A 24,259-nucleotide genomic window follows, 5' to 3' on the forward strand; every position below is an offset into this window, starting at 1 on the left:
TGTGATCCAACTGCTACGGAAGTTGGTGGAGCATCCTCTCAAATCCTTAAAACCTAAACCCAAAAGCATGAAAAAATCATTCCTAACCTTCACCTTGCTTTTGGCAAGTTACCTGCTGATGGCCAATGACGGTTACAAACTTTGGCTCCAGTATTACCCCTTGGAAAACCCCAAGAGTGAATACCGGGAAATCCTTGGAAATGCACGGGTACCCGGAGAATCCCCGACCCTATCCATCATCAAAACAGAACTCGAAATTGCACGATCGGGATTTTTTGGCCCGGCCACGCTGCAAAAGGATAGCAATAGCCCAAAGTTGATCATTGCCCTTAAAGATACAGATCCGGCGATCAACAAAAATACCACACCTGAAGAAATGGCTGTATTGGGCGAGGAAGGTTACTTGATCAAAAAATTCAGCGAAGCGGGCCAAAACAAAATTCTGATCACCGCCAATTCGGAAATCGGTTTGTTGTATGGCACTTTCAAACTCTTGCAAACCATCCAGACAGGCGAACAAATCCCCAATACAGGACTTAGCAATTCCCCAAAAATCAAACATCGGGTACTCAACCACTGGGACAATCTCGACAGATCCGTAGAACGCGGCTATTCCGGTTCCAGTATCTGGAACTGGCACCGTTTGCCCCGGCACATCGACCAGCAATACCTGGATTATGCCCGAGCCAATGCTTCTCTCGGGATCAACGGCGTCTCGGTCACCAATGTCAACGCAAATGCCCTGGTTCTGACACCTGAATATTTGGCGAAAGCCAAAGCACTTGCCGATGCATTCCGTCCGTATGGCATCAAGCTTTACCTGACGGCACGGTTTTCTTCCCCAATGGAAATCGGTGGACTTCCCACCGCTGATCCCATCAACGCCGAAGTACAAGCTTGGTGGAAAGAAAAAACAAAGGAAATCTACCAATACATCCCTGATTTTGGCGGCTTTTTGGTGAAAGCGGATTCTGAAGGACAACCGGGACCCCACAATTATGGGAGAACCCAAGCGGAAGGCGCCAATGTGCTTGCCGATGCGGTTAGACCCTATGGTGGAATCGTGATGTGGCGCGCATTTGTCTACAATGAAAAAACGCCCGATGACAGACACAAACAAGGGTACAATGAGTTTAAAAAAATCGATGGGGAATTCAGGGAGAATGTCATCGTCCAGGTCAAAAACGGAGCCATAGATTTCCAACCCAGAGAACCTTTCCATCCCTTATTTGGCGCTATGCCCAAGACGCCCTTGATGATGGAATTCCAGATCACGCAAGAATACCTGGGTCACGACACACACCTGGCATTTTTAGCCCCCATGTTTGAAGAAACCCTGAAAAGTGACACCTATGCCAATGGAAAGGGAAGCTTGGTCAGCAAGGTAATCGACGGTTCCCTGCACAAATATCCCTTGACTGCCATGGCGGGCGTTGCCAATATCGGGACAGACCGCAACTGGACCGGACACCATTTCCATCAAGCGAATTGGTTTGCCTTCGGCAAGCTGGCATGGGATCCGGAAACGCGTTCTGCCGATATCGCCGAAGAGTGGCTGAAACTCACCTTCACTACCGATAAAAAATTTACAGAGCCCATTCAGAAAATGATGTTGGCCTCGCATGAAATGGTGGTCAACTACATGACCCCTCTGGGCTTGCACCACATCATGGCAAGGGGCCATCATTATGGACCTGGGCCATGGGTTACTGGTGGCGGAAGAGATGACTGGACGGCTACCTATTATCACAAAGCAACCGAAAAAGGTGTTGGTTTTGACAGAACCGCATCAGGCAGCGATGCCTTGGGCCAATATGCCCCGGAAATCCAAAAAGAATGGGGAAACCTGAAAACTGCACCGGAAAAATTCTTGCTTTGGTTCCATCACTTGCCTTGGGACCACCGACTGGCCAATGGAAATACTTTGTGGGACGGTATCGCACTGCATTACCAAAAGGGGGTCGAAGAAGCAAAAGCCAACGTAGCCATCTGGGAATCGATGGAAGCTCATGTAGATGCTGAAAGATTCAAACATGTACTTTCCTTTATGAAAATCCAAGCCGAAGAAGCTGTTTGGTGGAGAGATGCCTGCTTACTTTATTTCCAACAGTTTTCTAAAATGCCATTACCAGATGGTGTGGACAAACCAGAACACGACTTGGATTACTACTTGAATTTCAATCCGAAATTTGTTCCTGGCAACGGTTGAGGAATTTGTGGGACCAACATACAGTTGGTCCATTTTTGTATTGAATTGGCTTGAATCCTTCGTATTGGAACCAGTACATGGAACCAACTGGTCTCATGCGGATGTACTTTTCCAATCGATTCCTCTAAAAATCAATGACAAAGACAGCTCCTTAATTGCGAGATGATTTTAACCCTATCCTTCTTTACGATGCAAAAACGAATTTCCCTTTTGATTTTAATTTCATTTGTCTTGTTGGCATTCATTCCCAAATCCACTTCGGTAGACAACAGCCTGAAGATTGCATTCAAAGACCATTTCCTAATAGGTGCAGCGGTCAATAACCGGCAAGTCTCAGGAATGGACCAGGCGGCACTTCCCGTATTGGAAAAACACTTCAGCAGTATTTCTCCCGAGAACCTACTGAAGTGGGGTCCTGTACATCCCATGCCGGGCGTTTACAATTTCACCCCAGCCGATCAATTTGTGGAAATGGGAGCGCAATTGGGGGCTTTTATTGTCGGGCATACCTTGGTGTGGCACCAGCAGACCCCTGATTGGGTCTTTGAAAATGACAATGGAGAATTGCTTGAAAAAAAGGAATTGATCGCAAGAATGGAAGACCATATCGAAACGGTAGCGGGCAGATACAAGGGGCGTATCCATGGATGGGATGTGGTCAACGAAGTGTTCTTCGACAATGGCCAGTACCGAACTTCAAAATGGTACAATGCCGCTGGAAAGGATTTCATCAAGGCGGCATTCCGAAAAGCACATCAGGTAGACCCCGAAACAGAGTTGTATTACAACGATTACAACATGTGGAAGCCTGAAAAAAGAGAAGCTGCAATCGCCTTGGCCAGAGAAATGCGTTCCGAAGGAATAAAGATTGACGGAATTGGGATGCAGGGGCATTATGGGCTAGACTCTCCAAGCTTGGACCAAATAGAAGCATCGATCGTTGCCATCGCAGCGGCTGGATTCCAGGTGATGTTTACGGAGGTAGATATCGATGTCCTCCCTAATCCCGTCAACCGACAAGGGGCAGATATTGACGCCACATTTGAGGCGGATGAAAAATACAACCCCTACAAAAACGAACTACCCCAAGAAATCCAGGAAAAGCTTGCCAAAAGATATGCTGCGCTTTTTGCGCTTTTTGTCAAACACAGTGACAAAATCAGCCGGATTACCTTTTGGGGCGTCAACGATGGGGGCAGCTGGTTGAACAACTGGCCAATCAAAGGTCGAACCGCTTATCCCCTGCCTTTTGACAAGGAGTACAAAGAGAAAGAAGCGGTGCTGAAAGAAATTCTTGGCGTCCTCAGATAAAAATATTTCCCCTTTATACCCTCTAGTTTCTGGTGCGGGATCTCTCTTAAACATCTCCCTGAAGTCTTCCTTTCTGATTGCCACATTCAGTTGAACCCGAAATATGCAATAGGTTTCCAAATGGGGTTGAAACTAAAAAGAAATCAGACTATTGGGAGAATAATTCCCGACACCAATAGGATTTAGTCAAAAATAGTCAACACCTAATTGATTATCAGCAAATTAAAATATTAAATGGAGTTCGCAATGCATAAAACGGGTTTAACCCGATAGATGAATGCAATGGGTTTCCTATTGGAGTTGAAATTGCAAAAAATTCAAATTCTTAAGAGCATACCACAGATTGCTGATAGGGTGAAGTCAAAAATCAGAATCTACTGAAGAATATGCAGCAATTTCAGGCCGGATTAGAATTGTTCATGCGTGACATGGTTTAATCCATCCCTTTTTCGTGAATTTGAGCATTTTGGGATTACTTTTGAGACCTCGCCGACTTCCACACTCATTTTGATCAAAACTCCTTTATCCATGCATCTCCAAAAATCTCTTTCTTGGTTTTTTTTAATATTCTTGATATTCTCTATTGCGGGGAATCTCGATGCCACCAATGGAACTGCGAAAAATGATGATTTCTTTCAGGTGGAAAAGGTCGTCGATGGCGATACTTTTTGGGTAATCAACAAAAAAGGTGAGCGGGAAAAAATCAGGTTGATCGGGGTAGATACTCCGGAAGTAAGACGGTCCAAAAACAAGGAAATCGGACATTACGGAAAGGAAGCCTCCGACTTTGTCAAAAACCTTCTCGATGGCCAGCGGGTTCGCCTGGAATATGATGTGGCAAAATACGACCGCTACAAAAGAACCCTTGCCTATGTTTACTTGGAGGACGGGACTTTTTTGAATGCACATTTGGTGAAGGAAGGCTATGCCGCTGTCATGACAATCCCCCCCAACGTCAAACACGCTGATCTCTTTGTCGATCTCCAAAGAATGGCACGAAAAAAGAAAAAAGGGCTTTGGAATATTCCTTGAAAGAAGGACAGTTGCATCCAGCGTCTTTGAACAATTTTGCCAATACCTCGAAATGAATTGAACTGGAACGGAAGCCAAAAACCAACCCATATACCAAGGGAGCTTGCCTAATGCGATTCTTCATTCATTGATTTTTAAAAAATTACAGGCTGCAATTCAATTGGTCATGGGTTTAAATATATTCATATTATTTCAACTTAAAATTATTTAGGGATGTTTAATTAGCCTTTAAACATGATTTTTTATATTTTTAATTTCCTTTTTTTGTATAACCGGTATGATGAGAACATTCATTTCAATCCTGATTTTGTTATGTACCCTGAAAATTTCAAATGCCCAATATATCAGGGACCATATATCTATTGGCATTGGCCCCTCCATGTTGTATGGCGACAATGCCGGGGAATACACTGCCTTTAAATTCAAAATCCTGCCTTCTGCCACTCTTGCCTACAACAACCAAATTGCGGATATCATGGACTTGAGGGCCACCTTTGGTGTCCAAATGCTCAACAGTGGTGGATATGATCCATTGAACACTGGAAGGGTGGTGCGGTGGGGTGACAATGACCAAGCCTTCGATTTCAAGGGAAATGCATACTTTGGGGACATCATGTCGGTTGTCAATTTCAACCCGAACATTCCGGGAAGAGCCGGTGAAATCGCCAACTTCTATGCAGGCCTTGGCCTCGGTGTCATGTATGTCAATCGAGATCAGGAGGTGCTCAAGAACGGAAGAATTGAAAATGAGATTTTATTGGAAGGGGAAATCATAAAATCAAAACAATCCACCACATTGGCTTACCTGCCATTCAGGGTTGGTGTCAGCACAAACCTGGAAAGCGACTGGGATTATTCTTTTGATTTCTCACTTTTTACCGCTTTAGATTCTGGATTGGACGGCAACAACATGAAAACCAAACGAATCAAACCAGACATGATGGGACAATTCCAGATTGTAATCAAAAGATATTTCGGCAGATCTTGGTAGTGATTTTTTTTTGAAAGCTTAAAATTGTACCCCCTAAGAATCGTGGACAAATCTGCAAATATCTGGATTTTTACCCTAAACATACATTGGTTTTTTTAAATGAGGGTTACAACTACAAGTAAATCAGACTCATTGAAGAATAATGCATGCTACCAAGATGCTGGAGTCAAAAAAAGTAAACATCTAACTGATTATTAGGAATTTACAGTCTATAACTGGATTGATGATGCACAAAATTTATTCAAACCCGACAGCAACGGGTTAAACCCGAAATATGCAATAAGTTTCCAAATGGGGTTGAAACTACAAGGAAATCAAACTATTGGGAGAATAATTCCCGACACCAATAGGCTGAAGTCAAAAATAATCAATACCTAATTGATTATCAGTAAATCACATTAATGAATTGAGTTCGTAATGCATAAAACGGGTTAAACACGAACAATCTGCTGCTCCCCGTTCCAATAAAAACCAAGGCCCAAAGGCTCGATTGAAATTTCCCTGCTGGATCCAAAATAATTTCCCATCCACCTCCTGTATTCCACATTGAAATCCACGGAACCGTGTCCCCTGATAGCCCCCCCTTAGATCATAAACTTTCCCTTTTAAAAGCACCAATAAATCAGTACATTTGCACTTTAATTTTAAGGAAAATAAATATTTATTACGGAAAACATGTAAATATCCTTCCAGCTGCGGTAAGTTTTTGTTCAATTCTCTAAGCCAATCCCCCTTTTTACTGCGGCTATTTTATCTCAGCACAGCTAAGCTTTCCACGAAGTACCTCACCTGAAAATGTTGTGAGCTCTTTTTGAACAGTACTTTAATTCCCCAAAACCAATTCCCCATCTCCAATCCTATGGAAACAAATACTACCTCCTACAAAAAACATTTTAAGACTGATCTTTCCGCCGGTTTGGTGGTATTTTTGATCGCCCTGCCACTTTGTCTCGGAATTTCTTTGGCTTCAGGCGCTCCGCTTTTTGCTGGTATTATTTCCGGGATCGTTGGGGGTATCGTGGTTGGATTCCTTAGTGGTTCCAGCATCAATGTCAGTGGACCTGCTGCCAGTGTTGCATTGGTGATTTATACTGCAGTGCAAACATTGGGAAGTTACGAGGCCATTTTGGTGGCTGTCGTTTTGGCGGGAATCTTTCAAATCATTCTTGGGTACATCAAAGCGGGAACAGTCGCCTATTTCTTCCCAAATGCCATGATCAAGGGTATTCTGGCTTCAATTGGACTGGTCTTGATTCTCAAGCAAATCCCCCATGCCTTGGGAATCAACAAGGTTTTTGAGGGTGTTGAATCCTTCAACCAGGCTGATGGAAGCAATACATTCTCCACGATCGTGTACACACTACAGAACATCGGATGGGGTTCAACCATTATCACATTGGTTTCCTTGGCCATTATCATCTTGTGGGACAGGCCTCAAATGAAAAAAATGGTCTTTTTCCAGTTTTTCCCTTCTGCTTTAGCGGCAGTAATTGCAGCAATTGGATTAAGTGCCTTGTACAATTTTTATTTCCCTGAATTGGTTTTGGGAGCGGACAATCTTGTTCAACTTCCCAGTGCAGCCAATTTCGGTGAATTCTTCGGTTTCTTTTCCTTCCCGGATTTTTCCCAGATTGGAAATCCCCAGATCATCACGATTGCTTTGAGTATCACCTTTATCGCCAGTTTGGAAACCTTGTTGAGCACAGAGGCTGGTGACAAATTGGATCCCTACAAAAGGAAAACGTCTACAAACAGAGAATTGAAAGCGCAAGGAATCGGTAATATCGTGGCTGGATTGATCGGTGGATTGCCCATCACCGCCGTGATCGTAAGGACCTCCGCCAATGTCAACTCCGGTGGCCGGACCAAAACTGCGACCATCACCCATGGCCTCATCATGCTGGTTTGTGTGGCGCTGATTCCGACCATCCTCAATCTTATTCCACTGGCTGCACTTTCTGCTGTTTTGTTTGTGGTGGGTTATAAATTGACAAGTTATCCCATTTACAAATCTGTTTTTGTTCAAGGAAAAAAGCAGTTTTTGCCGTTCATCATCACTATCGTGACCGTTTTGTTTACGGATTTGATCACGGGAATTATCGTAGGGGGTACTGTGGCCGTTTTCTTTGTCCTAAGAGACAATTACAAAAACGCCTATCTATACAACAAAGTCAGCCATGAAGGCGAGGAAAAAACAATCATCAAACTGGCCGAAGAGGTCACCTTCCTCAACAAGGCCGATATTATGTTATTTTTGGACCATATTCCCAACAACCATACGGTCGTCATCGATGGCAGCAAATCCATCTTTATCCATCCGGATATTTATGACATCATCGATGATTTCGAACAAGGCGCCCAATACAAAAACATCAAACTTGAATTGATTGGCTTGACCGATAGAAACAAATCCAAAGTGTTTTGGGTGGGCTAAAATGCAAGTTGTGTCAAGCAGCATCCGGTTTTCTGAGAGATGACTTACAATCACTATTTGTAAAGTGCGCAAATTGTGGACTTAACCAAAAAACCAATTTTTGCTTTCCGGCTGCAATTGAGGAAAAAGAACATTATTCAAGACACAATAACGGGCCGCAATATCCCGCTTATGTGAAATTCCTGAAAAAGGCTATAGATCCTCTTCTCCCCTACCTGGATAAAAATATGCAGGCCCTGGATTACGGATGTGGTCCCGGGCCTGCCATTTCGCATGTTTTACAGGGGTATGGTATTTTTTGTGACAACTATGACCCCTTCTTTTTTCAGAATGGGATCAAATCCACCGCCTACGACTTGATATTTGCCACAGAATGTCTGGAACATTTTCACAATCCTTTGGAGGAATTGTTGAAAATCACAACACTTCTGAAAAAAGGGGGATATCTCTCGATCATGACGGTATTGTATCATCGGGATGATCAATTCCCCGACTGGTATTACACCAAAGATCCCACACATGTTTCTTTTTATCATTTGAAAACCATCCAATGGATGGAAAAATCATTAAATTTAAAACGCATCATCTCTGATGGAAAACGGGTTTTTGTGTCCCAAAAACAGTAACCGAATGACAGAAAAAGAAGAAGAAAAAGTCAGAATGGTCATGATGGAAAAAATTCATGAACTGAAGAAGGAAGTAGAGGATTTGAAAGAATTGACAAAACCTTTGGGCCTTGACAGTGCCATCGGGAGAATCAGCCGAATGGATTACATCAACAATAAATCCATCAATGAATCCCAACTCAGAAAATGTGAAGCCAAATTAAAAGCCCTTCACAATTGGTCCGCAAAATTAGGGACTACTGAATTCGGCAAATGTTCCCGATGCGGAAACGAAATCAATATCAATCGTTTGCTTTTTATGCCCGAAAGTACACTTTGCATCCATTGTGCTTCCAGACCCTGAGTGGATATTTTTTCCAAAACCCAAAAATTTTTTGGACTGAGAAAGCCATTTTTATCCCCTTCATTAAACCCGAATTCTAAGACATTGGAAAAGTAACGTAGCGCATCTAACTTGAATCAAGTTAGATGGAAATATGCAATAGGTTTCCAAATGGGATTGAAACTGAAATAATATCAGCCTATTGGAAGAATAATTCCTGACCCCAATAGGGTGAAGTCAAAAATAGTCAACACCTAATTGATTATCAGTAAATTAAAATATTTAATAGCGTTCGTAATGCATAAAACGGGTTAAATTTCAAGACCCGGTCTTTTGCTTGATAAATGGGTGAATCACCCAAAAACAAAATAGACTTGATTTCAACCTATTTACATTTCACTTCCATTGGAGCCACCAAAACTCCTCAAGTTATAGGTTAGGCTGAGCATGAAAAATTGCTGCAACACCTGCGTTCTTTCATTCTGAATATAAACATCCGTCACGTTTCTTTCTATGCTCGTGTTCTGATTCAACAAATCAAAGACGGTGAGTTTCAATTCCAGTTTTTGTTGTTTCGGAAACCTATAGCCAACATCTGCATTCATCAACCAAATCGATTGGTCAAAGTCACCGCCCAGCCCTCTGTAGAACTGATTGTTGACATTGGTGCTAAAGAAAAATCCACCCGCAAATTGCCAATAGAGATCGAGTCTGGAATTCTGCGAATAATAGTTATTGTCTAGGTTTTCCTGAAGACTGCTTCTGACAATGTTGTAATTTCCATTCGTGGAAATATTGAAATCCAGATTTTCACTGATGTTGCTACTGAGTCCAAACCCCTGTCCGATCCCTATATTTCGGTTGATATTGACTTGATCATTGATCAATCCCGGTCGGTTGCTGATGTTTGCCCTGGCATTGATATTCAGATTGCTTTTGATAAAGGACAAGGGAAAGCCCATTCCAAAATAACTCCTCGCATCCCAATAATTGTCCAAATTGACAGGCCTGTTGAATTGCCCCCCCTGCCGGAGCAATACGCCTCCCTGAAGCAGGGTATCACTTTGCGCGATAAAGGTAGAATTGCCAAGATAGTTGTTCCTAACCGAACCTGAAACAAACATGAACATCGACCTGGAGGATTCCGGATCCACTTTTCTGATCCGGGTAAAAAGCCTGTGGCCATACTCCTGAACCAAATTTGGATTTCCAGTTGAAACCTGAATAGGATTGCTGTTGTCAATGACTTCCTGGAGCTGCCTCACTGAAGGAGCATCGGTACTTGCGCGGTAGTCCACCCGTACATTGGTTTTTTCACTCCAATCGTAATTGAACACAAATCGGGGAATAAAATTCTTGAATGTCCTTTGTGTATTCTCAAAACCGGGAAACAAACGGTCACTGTTCAAATTGGAAATCTCATAATCAAGTGAGGTATAAATCCTTATTTTATCCGTGTTGTAGCGATAGGCCATTCCCAATTGGTGCTGGAGATAGGTATTTTCAAATTGATTGGACAAAGTGCTGTCTATTCGAAATTGGGTGGATTCCAATTCCCTCTGGAATACCTCCTGCTTGTTTTTTCCAAGGTCATTTCCCAATTCATATTGGAACCTCAACTGGGAAAATTCACTCAAGGGTTCTGTGTATTCAATTTCGATTTGATAATTGAGACCATTGGATTTTGAAATTGAATTTTGAATCAAGCTGTCCAGATTGTTGGTTTGAAAGTCCCTGTTTGTGGAAATCAAATTGGACGTGTTGTCATTTTGATTGATTCTGGTCCTGATCCCTGTGGAAAGTATTCTTCCCGGCTTGTCGAATTTATACCGATAAGTAAAATCGTTGTCAAATCTAAACCCCTCATTGTTGGACTTCGTGCTGTTCTGGGTTTCGTTGATTGGCGTGTTCTGGTCAAATAGATTTTGGGCCGAAAGAGTATTTACAGTTTCCCTTTTGGAAAATCTCAACCTTGGCCTCACGATTATGGCATGTTTTTCGGAAATATCATAATCCAATCTAAAATCAAGCCGATGGCTTTGGTTTATGTTTTCACTGCTACTCACCTGATTGTACAGCTGAAGGCTATCACTTGGCAGAATGTAGGTTCTCGAAGAGCTGCGGGTCAAATTGTTCCGGCTATTGTTAAAGAAGTAGCTTCCGGTCAGTTTGGCTTTGCCATCATCGTATTTGTCCGTAAAATTGATCCCTAAAGCATTGGTAACCGTGATTCCCGGTCTTTCTCTGGTCATCAGGGGGTTTCCTCCCCTTCCCCCTCCGCCGGACTGCTCCCCACCTGATCCAAATGCGCCGGTCAAATCATCCGAGGAAAAATTCTGTTGGTTCACATTGTTGGTCAAACCCAACACGGTGACCCTTCTTGCCCCTTTGAAATAATTGACATTTCCCCCGACAAGGTAATTGTTGTTGGTCCCGTAGCCGCCATACATCCTTCCGAATTTACCGCCTCTTTTTTCCTTTTTGGTGATGATGTTGATGGTTTTGATCGTCTGCCCGTCATCAAAACCGGTTAAAATGGCTTGATCGGATTTCTGATCCAAGAACTCAATTCGATCGATGATTTCCACAGGAAGGTTCTGCATGGCCATGGCCGGATTGTCCCCGAAAAAGGGCTCACCATCCACCAAAACCCTACCCACGGTCTCTCCCTGAACTTCAATGGTTCCTCCCATCATGACAACGCCAGGCATTTTTCTCACCAACTCTTCGGCATTGGCCTGTGGACGGGTTTTGAAAGCATCTGCATTGAAGGAGATGGTATCCCCTTTGACCTCTCCGGTCAGGATCTGGGCCTTCAGCTCAAAAGCATCCAAAAGTTTCCCCTCCTGCTCCAGTTCGAAAACACCCAAACTGATTCCCGCATCAGGAGTTTCGATTGTTTTTTTGAAAGTCTCAAACCCAATAAAACTAATTTCCAAGACAAAAGAAGCGCTCTTCGGTTTGTTGATGGTGAATTCCCCATTCATATTTGTAAACGTATTTTCAAGGGTTTCATCGGCAGCGTTTTTGACAAAAACGTAGGCCCCTGGAAGTGTTTCCTGCGAGGACTTGTCTATTATCTTACCCGTCAATTTGGTTTGTGCAACCAAAACACCTGGCACCATGAATAAAAAAATAAGCAATCTTTTTAAAATGAACATTTTTGTTAATATGATTTGAATAGTATTTAGGAGAATTGGGAATAACCAACTGGGAACACAAAGTTATCGTAAGGTTAAAGGGAAGACAAACCGCCAGTCAAATACCAGAAACAAGCTTTCAACCAATTTGAAGCAGCGGGAAAAAAATCATATTTTTACTCAAACTGATAAATCCCAAGCAAAAAAAAATCCTGAACCGTTCAAATAAATTCCCATCCTGCCATTGGTCGAATTTGAATCAAACAATTCTTTATTGAAGAAAAGCGAATTGACCAACCTTCATATTTCCCCAATTGACATGTTTTTTTTAGCGTCAAAAAATCATTCCGAGAAACCGGAATTTTTTTCCATTGAACCTATCTTGTTCAATACCAATCCTATTCCAACCTAAAATTGCCTTACAATCTTCAGCTGTTTACTGTTTTTGACTTCAGCCTCTTGCACCACTCTTTAATTCTCTTAATAGTCTGATTTTCTTCCCATTTCAACCAAATCAAAAACTTCATCCGTATTTCAGATGGAATGGACTTCCGGTAGCCATCTCCTTTCCAAAAAAACTTAAGGGAATTCCGAAAGCACCCAATCCAGGGAGGAGAAATGAAATCCCATAATAATTGTCTCTGATTTGAAGAAGAAAACCCCTGCTAAATGTTCATTTCTTCTTGCTAAATTGTGAGACTTTACGTGATGATAAAATTGGTATAATGAAACAAAAAACCCACCCATAGTAACCAGATTTCAAATCTCATACAAGCGCATTCCATCTTTTGACTATTCCTCAATTCTTTCAAATTTAATTGTAAATGAAAAAAACACATCTTGGATTATCGATGTATCTCGCAGTTCTCCTATCCTTTGGGTCCTGCCAAAAATCCGATCAAAAACATGAAGAAATGGATACAAAACCATTAACGGAAATATCAGAAGATGATTTGGTTGAATTTCAGGATGAACACAACGCACAAAACTCTTTGGATTTCATGGGTGTATACAAAGGGATTCTCCCATGTGCCGATTGTGAAGGAATCGAAATTCTCTTGGAATTGGAATCTGGGAATTCCTATACCAAGAAAGTCATTTACCATGGTAAAACAGATCAGAAAACCCAGGAAAGCAGTGGTGTTTTTTCATGGAATGAAGCTGGAAACACCATTACCTTAGTAGGTGAAGCATTGCCCAATCAATATTTCGTCGGCGAAAATTACCTTCTCCATCTGGATATGGAAGGCAACAGAATCACTGGGGATCTTGCAGCGAAATATCGATTGACCAAAAATTAATCGGGGAAGAAAATTGGTGGGAGAGTCCGCATTTCTGCGTGTTGGAGTACAAACTTGCTATTGGATGCAAATCCTTGCGTAATCAATTCAAATGTAGCATGTCCATTCCAATATGAATAGATTGGTTTAGGGAGCGGAATGCGGGAGTTAATGCCGGGCGGTGGCTACATTTCTTAGTGTTTTCTAGAAACTAAATTTCCAATAGAATAAAAAAAAGGAAAGCCGAAAGCCACATGTGGCTTTCGGCTTTCCTTTTTTATGAATTTCCTTCTTATTTAAAGTCCCCGGTTTTGAGCCAGAGAAGAAGAAGAGTAAATCAAATGATTTTATTGATCATCTGGATGACTCTCAATATTTCTTTGTCCAAATGTTTGTCCTCATCTGCGTATCTGGCTTTGGATGAGATATTCCCTTTCATACTGACGTAGTTGTACATTTTGTTATCCGTCGGTGAAAAGGTGATGGTAAAGTTGTTTGGAGACTCAATCCTAAGAATATTGGCTGTATTGTTGGTGAATTCGTGCTTTTTCTGTGTCAATAAATTGACAGATTTCCCTTTCAAATAGTCAATGATCCTGCTGATTGGAAATCTTTCCTCCAAGATCTTTGGGGTTTTTCTCCCAATGTCCATGATGGCAAGAAGATGTGCTTTTTGACTTGCAGAATAATAATCTACGGAAATAGTTTTTTCTTTATAAAATCCATATTCTGAATAGAGATCAACAAGCAATTCAAGAAGGGTCTCCCCTTTTTCCCTTTGGGAAGTTTCAAGCAGAATCAGGCTTTTAACGATCTCTTCCAAATCCTTTTCGCTATGAAAGACTTCCTGATCCACATTAAATGCAACCAAAACCTCATCATTCAAGTCGGATTGTACCTTTTTGATTTCGTCACGGAATTTTCCGATCGGAATGACAAGGTTATGACATTCATTTTTGGAAAGCATCACCATTTGCTCGATCATATCGGACACATGGATGGATTTCAAACAAACCAATTTCCCTTTTTCGGCAGCAGCCAACCAACCCGAAAGCAGAATGGCAGCCACTTGATGCGCATTCATGATGGTAAAACTATCTGAATCAGCTTTTTTGATGGCGAGTCCGATCTTCTGCTGAAGCTCATCTACACCGATAATCACGTTGAAATTACCCTCTTTGGCTAGGTCAATGGCCGGCTTTAGATACTTGAAAATAAAAGGGGCATCTTCATCTCGGCTTTCATCATCGAGAGGAAAAAATTCGAACTCATTGACACCATCTTTCAATTTTTCCGCAAAAGACCTGGAACTTTCAGGTCCTGTGATCAAAATGCGCAGTGTGGTATCTCTAATTTCGGTTTCTTCGACTTCCATATTGGCCTGAACTTCAAGGGTTGTATTTTGCATGATTATTTTTGAAATATTATACTTCGCGTTTTAGGTGTTTTTAAAGCATTCCAAAGGATTAAAATTGGGTACTTTTTTCATTTCACTTTGGCTGGAATTTAACTTGGGGGATACAAATATAGGCATTGTCCAACTTTCTATTCCATTTAAAGTCATTTTTACTTTTATAAAGCAATGTTTCCCATTCAAAATGCTCAAGAATCAATTTCCTGACAACCATATTTTCTATGGATGTTCACCCAATGGTCCCCACGAAAATCTGTAGGTTATGGTGATAGGGCAATTAAAATTATGAATTTTATCGAATGCTTAAGATTTTTACAATTCATACCAATTGGTTCTTTTAAGTCAAATTTTATTTATAATTGACTCAATTTATAAGATTTTCACGATTGGGTCCCTACCTGAATCCTCTGAGGCAGCTCTCCTTAAAAAAAACAGACAAAGCCCTGCTTTGACCACTTATAGAATTTATTTGGGGAATTTTTGAAGGTTCCCGGGAGAGCAAAAAAATAAATCTGATTTACAGATTCTTTATTAATCGTATTTAGAAACAACCGATATACAATTTTAACTTATTATCCTGAAAATTACAAGTTTACAAGCATATTCAGGCCTTTGTCTTTCATGAATCATGCGCGGGAATTTGAGGAAAAACAATAGGTTCCTTTGCTATTGCTGAAATGAAGTGTGTTTTCGGAATTAAGTTTTGGAAGACGGGAGTCAGGAGACGGGAGACCGGAAACGGGAGGCGGTAGAAATCTTGAATTCTGGGTTTTTAGCGTTTTTCAACTGGCCCATCGGTGTGTGGGTACGGTAGCGTGTTTACATGAAAAATAATTATGGACAGCAAAATCAAAAAATCACGCGCAACATAAAGTCTATTTTCAGGGTTGAATACGCTTGGATTCCCGTTTCGTCATTCAAAAAATCAACCGGAATAGAAGTATATAAAAAATCGGAACCAGCGCTTTCGTCCGGTCCCGATTTTAAGATGCCTCCATCTCAACCAGTATCTTTCTTGATTAGGCTGCGATAAAAAGACCGGCAATGGTCAAAACCTCTTCCTTGGTCAAGGGTTCATCAAATGATTCGGTAATGCCATCGGATCCAATGGTGGTAACAGTGGTCACATTCACTCCGCCTTGCATCAAGTTGTTTTCTCCGTTATAAACTGCTTGGGTAGCCTCAGGCATTCCTGCTCCTCTTTCGTTTTGGGTTATCCAACCTTTCAAGCCACGAAGCCTGCGTACCTCAGAGGCATGTCTTGCTTCCACAGAATGGATTTGCAAAGCTGCCGTCAGCAAGGCTTTATTGGACATCAAATTGGCCGCTTGGCCTTTGTAAGCCCTAACGCCCGTGTCTTCAAAAGCCTGAGCCAAAGCAAGAAACTGCTCATAATTCCCAAAAGGATTGAAAGCACCTCCAACAGTGAAATCAAATGTGGGTTTTGAAACCGGAGTTCCACCGCTAGCGGTGATGCCTGCGATCAAAAATGCAACGTGATCCACTTCGTGTTTCTCTATTAGTTCAAAGATCGCACGGTCCTTTCCAGCTGGAATCAAACCACTTGCCGCTAGGCCTTTGGTGTAATATTCCGCTTCAAGATATTCAAGGGTCAAGGCAAAATTTAAAACATCAAGAGGTTCCATGGTGGCCGCATATGCTTTGTTACCCGCTACGGAGGCGAATCCAACTGGAATAGCAGCCATAGCTACTTTTTTGCCAAATGAACCCAATTTAGCGAATGCATTTCTTCTTGAGGTGAAAGTATCCAAGGTTTCAGGCTTGATACTGTACATTTCCAATAATTGAAAAATTTTCATAATCTTTTCGGCTAAATTTTAGGATGTTGGCAATTGAGATGCATTGATTTTATTGAGAATGAAGGTTGAAGCAGCATTCAAAACCATTGCTGGTTCAAAAGCCCTATCCAAACCATTGGCGTCGATGACGTCATTCCCTGCAAAGGATTTTGGATCACTGTCCAAAATGCTCCTGATGGCTGCCGCATGACGGGCTTCCACCGAGACGATTTTACCGGCGATCAAAAGAAAATCGGGATTTTGCAATAATTTTCCTGCACCATTGTAAGCTGCAACCCCCAAATCTTCAAAAACCTTGGCTGTTGCCAAAACACTTTCCCTGTTGTTAAAATTGACAGAGCTAAAATCGAATGTCAATTCCCCAATGGCATTGCTGCCCAGAGCCGCTTTCAGAAAATCGCGATGCGCAACTTCATGGTTTCGTAGATCTTCCATCATGGTTCTTTCCACATCGGAAATGTTTCTATACAAGTTGGTGACCACATTGATATAGAACGCAGCCTCAAGTTGTTCGAGAACATAGGCATAATTCAATACCCCTACATCGCCAGAACCAAGATTTACAACTCCGTCCAAATCCGGAACCATGTTTTCATTGTCCTCGCATCCCATCAAAAGAATTCCTGCGGTCGCAATACCCGCACCACTGTATTTAAGGAAGTTCCTTCGAGAACCCTTGTTTTGGAATACCGACTTGGTATCCTCTTTCACTTGATTTGTTTTAGACATAATAATTTGTGATTCAATGATGAATAAAAAGGTGAAAAATGGATTTACTTTATTTTCTTCACTGGAATTCCTTTTGGGAATGGCCGCAACAAAAAAGACACTGTAAAAACATTTCGATTCAATTACGAAGTCTGATCACGGATTGGATTACTTAGGAGTCAAATTCCTTTGAAATCCATTTGAAAAGTATTCGGGAAATTAAAACCGGAATATGCAATGCGTTTCTAATTTTGTTGAAACTGCAAAAAAATCAGACCATTTGGAGAAGTGCGCCTATTGCCAAAGGATGAAGTCAATAATTGTAGAAAAGACCCATTATTGATCCTTTCCAAGTTGGATTAAATTTGGCCATACACCACAGGGGGTTTTTAAAAAAAGTAAGCTCCTACCCCTTAAAATGGCGTTCTAAACCCTATAAAAACCTAAATCCAGCAGTGACAACCAGTGGAAACAGTAGGAATGGTTTCATTCGAAAACAGAATTCACCAATTCAACTATTTTTACATTATACTAATTTTAATTATTCTTTATTGGTGTTTATTGTGTATTTTTAAATTATAATTTTAAATTTTATCATTTATAACATCGTGAATTTTTACTGATTTGAATTCATTGAAGTTGTATTGGAATGGTGGGGATGATACTCCAAAAAAACAAAAGTTTTTTTTGGAGCGCTTACAGCCAAAAAATAAGGACTTTTCTCAAATTTGAATTTGAGCCAATGGGCATCCCTAATCTTCTTTTACAAATTCAATTCACACATCAAGGACTCTCGAATAAAGGAGCAGCAAACATTTACAGCCAATTGATTTTTTGGGGATGAAAAACTGGGTTTTATTGATCGCTATTTGCATTCAATTCAGTTGCGCTACAGCAGCAAAGATTACGGTTTTGCCTACGGATAAGTTGGGTTTTGATCTTGATGCCTATCAGACATTTGGTTTTTATGGACTGGATGTGAAAGGAGACACCAGCAACCAATTCCAAAGAAACGTCCACCTCTTGAAAACAGCCATCATCCAGCAAATGGAAAACAGGGGATTGAGGGAAAGCCCTGATCCTAAATTGAAAATCAATATCGGCATACGCGTGGAAGAGAAAATACAAACCCGACAAACCGGCCTAATGACAGATCCGGGGACTTTCAATTACATCGGACAGCGTCGGTACACTTGGAAAACCGAAATCGTGGAAGTGGGCCGATACAAAAAGGGCAGCATTAGGCTGGATTTTGTAGATGCCAAACAAAACCAAGTTGTTTGGATGGGCATTTCCGAGAAAATTATCCCAAACAAAGAAAAAAAAATCCCCTCCGAAATTTTAAAAATAGTCGATGCCTTTTTTACCAAAATCAATGGAACAAGCAAATAAACCAAAATCCAATCCCATGAAAACCAACGTCCATTTTCTACCTTTTCTCATTCTTGGAATAAGCCTTCTTTTTTCCTCTTGTTCGTCTTCGACCAAGATCCTCGGTTCTTGGAAAAGTCCTGACTCCCCTCCCAGTGGCTATTCCAATATTTTTATTGCTGCATTGAGTGACAATGTTCTCGCAAGAAAAACAATTGAAGACAACCTCCAAAACCTGTTGAATCAAAAAGGGGTCGCTTCTGTCACCAGTTTCAATATCATCAAACCTGAATTCAGGGCTATGGAAACCAAAAAGGAAGAGATCCTGACCGCAATAAAAGACAGGGAAAACGATGCGATTTTGACCATTGCGGTGATCGATCAGACCAATGAGACCCGTTATGTTCCCGGAGACATCATGTATAACCCAATGGGATTTGCCTTTTACAGGGGTTTTTGGAGATACTATTCCTTTTATTACCCTATGATATACAGCCCCGGATATTATACTCAGGAAAAAAATTACTTCTTGGAAATCAACCTTTATGATGCCAAATCCGAAGATTTGGTGTGGTCAGCCCAATCTCAGACAACCAACCCCTACGATTTGGAAGGTTCTTCTGAAGAATTTGCCAAAGTGGTGGTAGGCAGGTTGGTCAAAGAAGGATTGATCGCAAGGCAAAGATAGAAATCCTTTGTTGCTGAAATTCAAAAATCCCCATCCCAAGAAAAGATTCGCTTGGGATGGGGATCCGGGTATAATTTGAAAGCCAATCAATCCGACTTAGAGATTGCTTTTTTCAACCAATGGAAAGAAAACTTATAAGCCAAACATTCTTGGCAACCAAAGGGTCATGCCTGGAAACAGTGTAATCACAATCAAGCCAATGATCATCGCGATGAAAAACGGGATCAGGGGTTTGACTACTTTTTCGATGCTCGTCTGGGCGACGCCAACCCCGATAAACAGGACCGATCCCACCGGCGGCGTACACAGACCGATACATAGGTTCAAGATCATGATGATCCCAAAATGAACAGGATCAATTCCCAATTCCGTGACGATCGGTAAGAAAATTGGCGTAAAGATCAAAACTGCAGGCGTCATGTCCATAAATATTCCAACAAACAGCAACAGGATATTGATCAACAAAAGGATCACCCATACATTGTCACTGATGGACAATAAAGAATCGCTGATCGATTGCGGGATGTCTTCACTCGACATTACCCAAGACATGCTCATGGATGTGGCGATCAGCAACATCACGATTGCCGTGGTTTCGGAAGATTTCAGCAAAATGGAAGGAACCTCTCTCCATTTCAATTCCCGATAGACAAATGAAAGTCCCAAGGTATAGATCACGGCAATGGCAGAAGCTTCCGTAGCCGTAAATACTCCGCCAACAATTCCACCCATCACGATCACCAAAAGCATCAAACTGGGAAATGCCCTCAAAAACTTGGAGGTCAATTCCTTCAGGGATGTCGCTTCCCCACCGGGAAGATTTTTCCTTTTGATAAATATCGCTGCAGTCACCATCAACAAAAACCCTATAAAAAGACCGGGGATATACCCTGCAATAAAAAGAGCCGCTATGGAAACCCCGCCAGAGGCGAGTGAATAAACAATCAGGATGTTGGAAGGAGGAATGATCAAGCCCGTGGTGGATGAAGTGATATTCACCGCAGCACCCAATTCCCTTGGGTAGCCTTCAGCTTCCATTCTCTTACCCAACACACCACCAATGGCAGAAGCCGCAGCTGCTGCCGATCCGGCGATGGCTCCAAAGAGCATGGCTGCAATGACATTGACATACAACAATCCACCCGGAAGTCTTCCCGTGATCGCCTTGGCCAATTCAATCAACCGGTTCGCGATGCCTCCCCGGTTCATGATCTCCCCAGCCAGCACAAAAAACGGGATTGCCAATAAGGAAAAACTGTCCAAACCTGTTCCCATTCTCTGGGCAATCGTGGTGGCTGAAGGTCCCGCTGCCACGGAAACCAACAGCGTAACAAAACTCGACAACCCAAGACTCCAGGCCACGGGAACCCCGATGGCCATTAGGGTGATGAAAGTAAGTACTAAAATAACAATGCTGATATAATCCATGCTATGCTGTTTTTTGGGTTTTGAGGATATCAAAAATCTGGGAAAGTTGATAAAAAAGAACCAGCAGTCCACTCACGGGAATGATGGTATAAATATAGGCCAGCGGCACTTGCAGGGTGGCCGATTTTTGTTCCAAGATAAAAGTGATGTAGACCAAGTTACTCCCTCCCAAAATCATCACTGCGACCACAAAAATGATCACCAGGGAATTGATCAGAATCTGCAGGTTGGCTTTTGCCTTCCCTTCCAGTTTCCTCAATACGATGTCAATGGCCAAATGCTGGTCCTGACCTGCCACATAGGCGGCGCCCAACATCCCCAGCCAAACCAGCATGTAGCGGGAGAGTTCATCGGTAAAGGATGCGGGATTTTGGAAAATATAGCGGGACAATACCTGCCAGGTAACATTGATCACCATCAATCCCATCAAAATGATCAGGGCACTTGAGACAACCTTATCTACGCTTTGTTTTAGGGTGATTTTCTTCATAAAGCTATTTCTTTTCAAAGTATAAATTCCTGAATCCAAGTCCCAAAAACGGGGATGATCGGATGACTATCAGCGAAGAAACTCAATCGTGATTCCTGATCTGTTGGATCACTTCATAAAGCTCAGGCTGACTGACTTTTACTCCCTCGTACATGGATTCCACAGAATTCCTGAAACTCTCCTGATCAGGATAAAGAATGGTGACACCCGCTTTCTTCATTTCTTCCAAGGATTCTTCCACAGATTCCGCCCATATTTTATATTGGTAGGTTGCGGATTCGTCGGCGGCTTCCTGCAGCCATTGTTTTTCCTGCTCGGAAAGAAGTGCCCAAACTTTGGTGCTGATGACCATGATGTCTGGAACGGCAGTATGTTCGTTGATGGAGTAAAATTTGCAGACTTCGTAATGCCTCGAGGTATAAAGACTAGGAGGATTGTTTTCGGCGCCATCCACTATCCCCTGCTGAAGAGCGGTATAGAGCTCTCCATAAGAAACAGGAGTTGGGGATCCCCCAAAACTTTTGACCATGTTGATGGCAGTATTGCTTTCCATCGTCCTGATTTTCAAACCCTTTAAATCTTCCGGAGATTCGATTGGTTTGCTTTTGGTATAGAAGCTCCTTTTGCCGGCGTCATAATAACAAAGACCTCGCAACCAGAACTCCTGGCTTTCCAAAAGCAGGTTTTTCCCAATTTCGCTCTTCAATACATTTTCACGATGTTCGTCATCTCTAAACAGGTAGGGAAAACTCAAGACCTGAAGTTTGGGTGCAAAACTCTCCAGGATCGCAGAAGAGACTTTTGTCATCCCCAAAGAACCGATCTGAAGCAATTCCACCAATTCCCGCTCGGAGCCCAATTGTTGGTTGGGGTAGATTTTGACGATCATTTCTCCTTTGGACTTTTCTTCCACTCTCTGGGCCAAAAACTCCATCGCCTCATGGACTGGATGGGTGATGCCCAGTCCGTGACCGAGTTTAATCACCCGGACCCCACCAGGGCCTTTGCAGCCACCGATAAGAATGATCAAAAAAAGAACAAATAGTACAATAGGTTTTTGGGTCATTGGTATTCCTGGTTTGGATGATGAGAATTGAAGATCAAATGGCTGGCAGACCTTTTACACTTGAATACCCATTGCATGATTAAATAGGCAAAGTGAAAATAGGCATCCAGTCTCGGTGCGATCTTTTGTTATTTCCTGATCTCTTGGATTGTTTCCAAAGCTTCTTTTATTTTTTTGGTCAAGACATCAAATTCTTTGTTTTCAATTTCTTTTTTGTCAAATAATTGGGAGCCCATGCCCACACAAAACACTCCGGAATTGAACCAAGAAGTGAGATTGGCTGCTGTGGGTTCCACTCCACCGGTAGGCATCAACTTGACATCCGGCATGATGGACTTCACTGCTTTGATGAAATCCGGTCCGAGAAGATTTCCTGGAAAGGCTTTGATCAACTTCGCTCCCAAAGTCTTGGCTTGGAATACCTCCGTAACGGTAGCACAACCTGGGATCCATAATACGCCTTTCATGGTGCAATAAAGTGCTACTTCGGGAACCAATGCCGGAGAAACAATGAAATCGGCACCTGCATAAAGGAAATTCTTTGCCTCCTCGACGCTAAAGATGGTACCGATACCCAAGAACAAATCCTGGTATTTTTCAGAATGCAATTTCAAAGCACTAAAAACCTCAAGGGAATGGGTCCCCCTATTGGTAAACTCAAAAACCTTGATTCCAGCAGCGTAAGCGGCATCCAAAACTCCTGTGGCGATTTCAACATTGGCATGGTTGAAGACCGGGATCATTCCTGTGCCAGACATGCTGTCCAATATAACTTGTTGATTCATTTTCATTAAAATAGTTTTTTATTTAGGTTAAAGGTACTGGGGCTTCATGCGCTATTGATGAAAATACCGATTTCCAATGGATACCTCCATTTACCTCAGTAATTTCCCCACATGTTCCCCTTTGACGAGAGACTCTACTTCCTCCAGGCTGACCAAATTGGCATCACCGGAAATACTGTGTTTTAAAACGGAGGCAGCCACAGCAAATTCCAAGGCTTTCTGATCGGAATAAAAGAGCAACCCGTAAATCAACCCAGCCATGTAGGCATCTCCTCCCCCAACCCTGTCCACAATATGGGTCATGTCATACGTTTTGGAAGTCAATAATTCCCTTCCATTCCATAACCATCCCTGAAGTTGGTTGTGCGATGCGGAAATCGAATTTCTTTCCGTGGTCGTGATGTACTTGATATTGGGGAAATTCTTCCTGGTTTTGAGGCATGCCTCTTCGTAATCGTCCGCTTTGATATCCATGCAATTTTCGAAATCCACCAGACCGGCAACAATCACATTCGTATATTGGATCAATTCAGGCATGACGTCCAAAGGCCCTTTTCCGTATTGCCAGAGATTTCTTCTATAATTGATATCACCACTGATCATCAAGCCTTTGCTTGAGGCAACCTGAAGTGCTTTCAAAGTCATGGCAGCGGCTTTTTCGGATAGTGCGGGTGTAATTCCTGTCCAGTGAAACCAATCCGCATCTTCAAAAATATTATCCCAATCGATTGCTTCTCCGTCAAAATTGGCAAAAGCGGAATCGAAACGGTCATATATGATCTTTGAGGATCTTTGCATGGCTCCATTCTCCAAAAAATACAGGCCCATTCTACCTTCGTTGAAAGAGACATGAGAAATGTCAACACCCGTCTGACGAAGGTATCGTGCAGCCGCATTGCCAAGATCGTTTTTGGGAAATGCCGTCACATGGGCAGCATGAAGCCCCCATTGGGCCAGTGAAACAGAAACATTGGCTTCTGCCCCACCATAGACGATATTGAACTGATCCGCCTGAAGAAACCGCTCATTTCCAGGGGTGGTGAGCCGCATCATGACTTCTCCCAAGGTGATTATCTTTCTACTCATTTTTATTTTTAGGTTCAGGTCTTAAAATTATCATTTATATTTTCATTCTAACTTTTCT

The 24,259-nt window shown here is 42.1% G+C and carries 19 protein-coding genes; 10 read left to right on the plus strand and 9 right to left on the minus strand.

The features are described from left to right. Window positions 1–67 precede the first annotated feature (67 nt). The 7 genes from F824_RS0113105 (at window position 68) to F824_RS0113150 (ending at window position 8,946) form a co-directional block, all read left to right on the plus strand. Complete coding sequence (locus tag F824_RS0113105) at window positions 68–2,209, plus strand: alpha-glucuronidase family glycosyl hydrolase (protein ID WP_019598358.1); 2,142 nt, start codon at window positions 68–70, stop codon at window positions 2,207–2,209. Window positions 2,210–2,398: 189 nt separating this feature from the next. After that, a complete protein-coding gene (locus F824_RS0113115; RefSeq protein ID WP_019598360.1) occupies window positions 2,399–3,520 on the plus strand; it encodes an endo-1,4-beta-xylanase in 1,122 nt (373 codons plus the stop codon). Between the two features lie 528 nt (window positions 3,521–4,048). Beyond that, window positions 4,049–4,552, plus strand: a complete 504-nt coding sequence (locus F824_RS0113125; protein WP_019598362.1) for a thermonuclease family protein — start codon at window positions 4,049–4,051, stop codon at window positions 4,550–4,552. 277 nt (window positions 4,553–4,829) lie between these two features. Beyond that, window positions 4,830–5,543, plus strand: a complete 714-nt coding sequence (locus F824_RS0113130; RefSeq protein WP_139189820.1) for a hypothetical protein — start codon at window positions 4,830–4,832, stop codon at window positions 5,541–5,543. A gap of 859 nt (window positions 5,544–6,402) precedes the next feature. Further along, complete coding sequence (locus F824_RS0113140) at window positions 6,403–7,977, plus strand: SulP family inorganic anion transporter (protein WP_019598365.1); 1,575 nt, start codon at window positions 6,403–6,405, stop codon at window positions 7,975–7,977. Between the two features lie 173 nt (window positions 7,978–8,150). Continuing rightward, on the plus strand, window positions 8,151–8,603 hold the full coding sequence (locus F824_RS25890; RefSeq protein WP_161629748.1) for a class I SAM-dependent methyltransferase: 453 nt from the start codon (window positions 8,151–8,153) through the stop codon (window positions 8,601–8,603). Between the two features lie 4 nt (window positions 8,604–8,607). Continuing rightward, window positions 8,608–8,946 (plus strand): TraR/DksA family transcriptional regulator, encoded by a 339-nt coding sequence (locus F824_RS0113150; RefSeq protein ID WP_022582307.1) that lies wholly within the window; start codon window positions 8,608–8,610, stop codon window positions 8,944–8,946. Between the two features lie 368 nt (window positions 8,947–9,314). On the opposite strand, the gene F824_RS0113155 is transcribed toward F824_RS0113150, so the two are convergent. Beyond that, window positions 9,315–12,086 (minus strand): outer membrane beta-barrel protein, encoded by a 2,772-nt coding sequence (locus F824_RS0113155; RefSeq protein WP_019598368.1) that lies wholly within the window; start codon window positions 12,084–12,086, stop codon window positions 9,315–9,317. 803 nt (window positions 12,087–12,889) lie between these two features. Between F824_RS0113155 and F824_RS0113170 the strand changes: the two genes are divergently transcribed. Beyond that, the gene (locus F824_RS0113170) at window positions 12,890–13,366 is read left to right on the plus strand and encodes a copper resistance protein NlpE (protein WP_019598371.1); all 477 of its coding nucleotides are present in this window, start codon (window positions 12,890–12,892) and stop codon (window positions 13,364–13,366) included. 316 nt (window positions 13,367–13,682) lie between these two features. Here the strand turns inward: F824_RS0113170 and F824_RS0113175 are convergent, their stop codons facing one another. The 3 genes from F824_RS0113175 to F824_RS0113190 form a co-directional block, all read right to left on the minus strand. Next, window positions 13,683–14,753: a hypothetical protein gene (locus F824_RS0113175; RefSeq protein WP_019598372.1), complete on the minus strand. Its 1,071-nt coding sequence runs from the start codon at window positions 14,751–14,753 to the stop codon at window positions 13,683–13,685. A 1,025-nt stretch (window positions 14,754–15,778) separates the two neighbouring features. After that, the gene (locus F824_RS0113185; protein ID WP_019598374.1) at window positions 15,779–16,579 is read right to left on the minus strand and encodes a ferritin-like domain-containing protein; all 801 of its coding nucleotides are present in this window, start codon (window positions 16,577–16,579) and stop codon (window positions 15,779–15,781) included. A gap of 18 nt (window positions 16,580–16,597) precedes the next feature. Then, window positions 16,598–17,308: a ferritin-like domain-containing protein gene (locus F824_RS0113190; RefSeq protein WP_019598375.1), complete on the minus strand. Its 711-nt coding sequence runs from the start codon at window positions 17,306–17,308 to the stop codon at window positions 16,598–16,600. Window positions 17,309–18,127: 819 nt separating this feature from the next. Between F824_RS0113190 and F824_RS0113205 the strand changes: the two genes are divergently transcribed. Both F824_RS0113205 and F824_RS0113210 read left to right on the plus strand, forming a co-directional pair. After that, complete coding sequence (locus F824_RS0113205; protein ID WP_019598378.1) at window positions 18,128–18,679, plus strand: DUF4136 domain-containing protein; 552 nt, start codon at window positions 18,128–18,130, stop codon at window positions 18,677–18,679. A gap of 16 nt (window positions 18,680–18,695) precedes the next feature. Further along, window positions 18,696–19,346 (plus strand): DUF4136 domain-containing protein, encoded by a 651-nt coding sequence (locus F824_RS0113210; protein WP_139189818.1) that lies wholly within the window; start codon window positions 18,696–18,698, stop codon window positions 19,344–19,346. 132 nt (window positions 19,347–19,478) lie between these two features. On the opposite strand, the gene F824_RS0113215 is transcribed toward F824_RS0113210, so the two are convergent. The 5 genes from F824_RS0113215 to F824_RS0113235 all read right to left on the minus strand — a co-directional run bounded on the left by F824_RS0113215 (window position 19,479) and on the right by F824_RS0113235 (window position 24,201). Further along, window positions 19,479–20,774 carry a TRAP transporter large permease gene (locus F824_RS0113215; protein ID WP_019598380.1) on the minus strand — a complete coding sequence of 432 codons (1,296 nt, stop codon included), beginning with the start codon at window positions 20,772–20,774 and terminating at the stop codon, window positions 19,479–19,481. A 1-nt stretch (window position 20,775) separates the two neighbouring features. Further along, window positions 20,776–21,264, minus strand: a complete 489-nt coding sequence (locus F824_RS0113220; protein WP_019598381.1) for a TRAP transporter small permease — start codon at window positions 21,262–21,264, stop codon at window positions 20,776–20,778. 82 nt (window positions 21,265–21,346) lie between these two features. Then, window positions 21,347–22,330 (minus strand): TRAP transporter substrate-binding protein, encoded by a 984-nt coding sequence (locus F824_RS0113225; protein WP_019598382.1) that lies wholly within the window; start codon window positions 22,328–22,330, stop codon window positions 21,347–21,349. A gap of 128 nt (window positions 22,331–22,458) precedes the next feature. After that, the gene (locus F824_RS0113230) at window positions 22,459–23,115 is read right to left on the minus strand and encodes a beta/alpha barrel domain-containing protein (protein WP_033405358.1); all 657 of its coding nucleotides are present in this window, start codon (window positions 23,113–23,115) and stop codon (window positions 22,459–22,461) included. Window positions 23,116–23,205: 90 nt separating this feature from the next. Further along, entirely contained in the window at window positions 23,206–24,201 is a 996-nt protein-coding gene (locus tag F824_RS0113235; protein ID WP_019598384.1) for a sugar kinase, read from the minus strand. Between the last annotated feature and the right edge of the window lie 58 nt (window positions 24,202–24,259).

Origin of the sequence: Rhodonellum psychrophilum GCM71 = DSM 17998, assembly GCF_000381545.1 — a bacterium.
GTDB lineage: Bacteria > Bacteroidota > Bacteroidia > Cytophagales > Cyclobacteriaceae > Rhodonellum > Rhodonellum psychrophilum.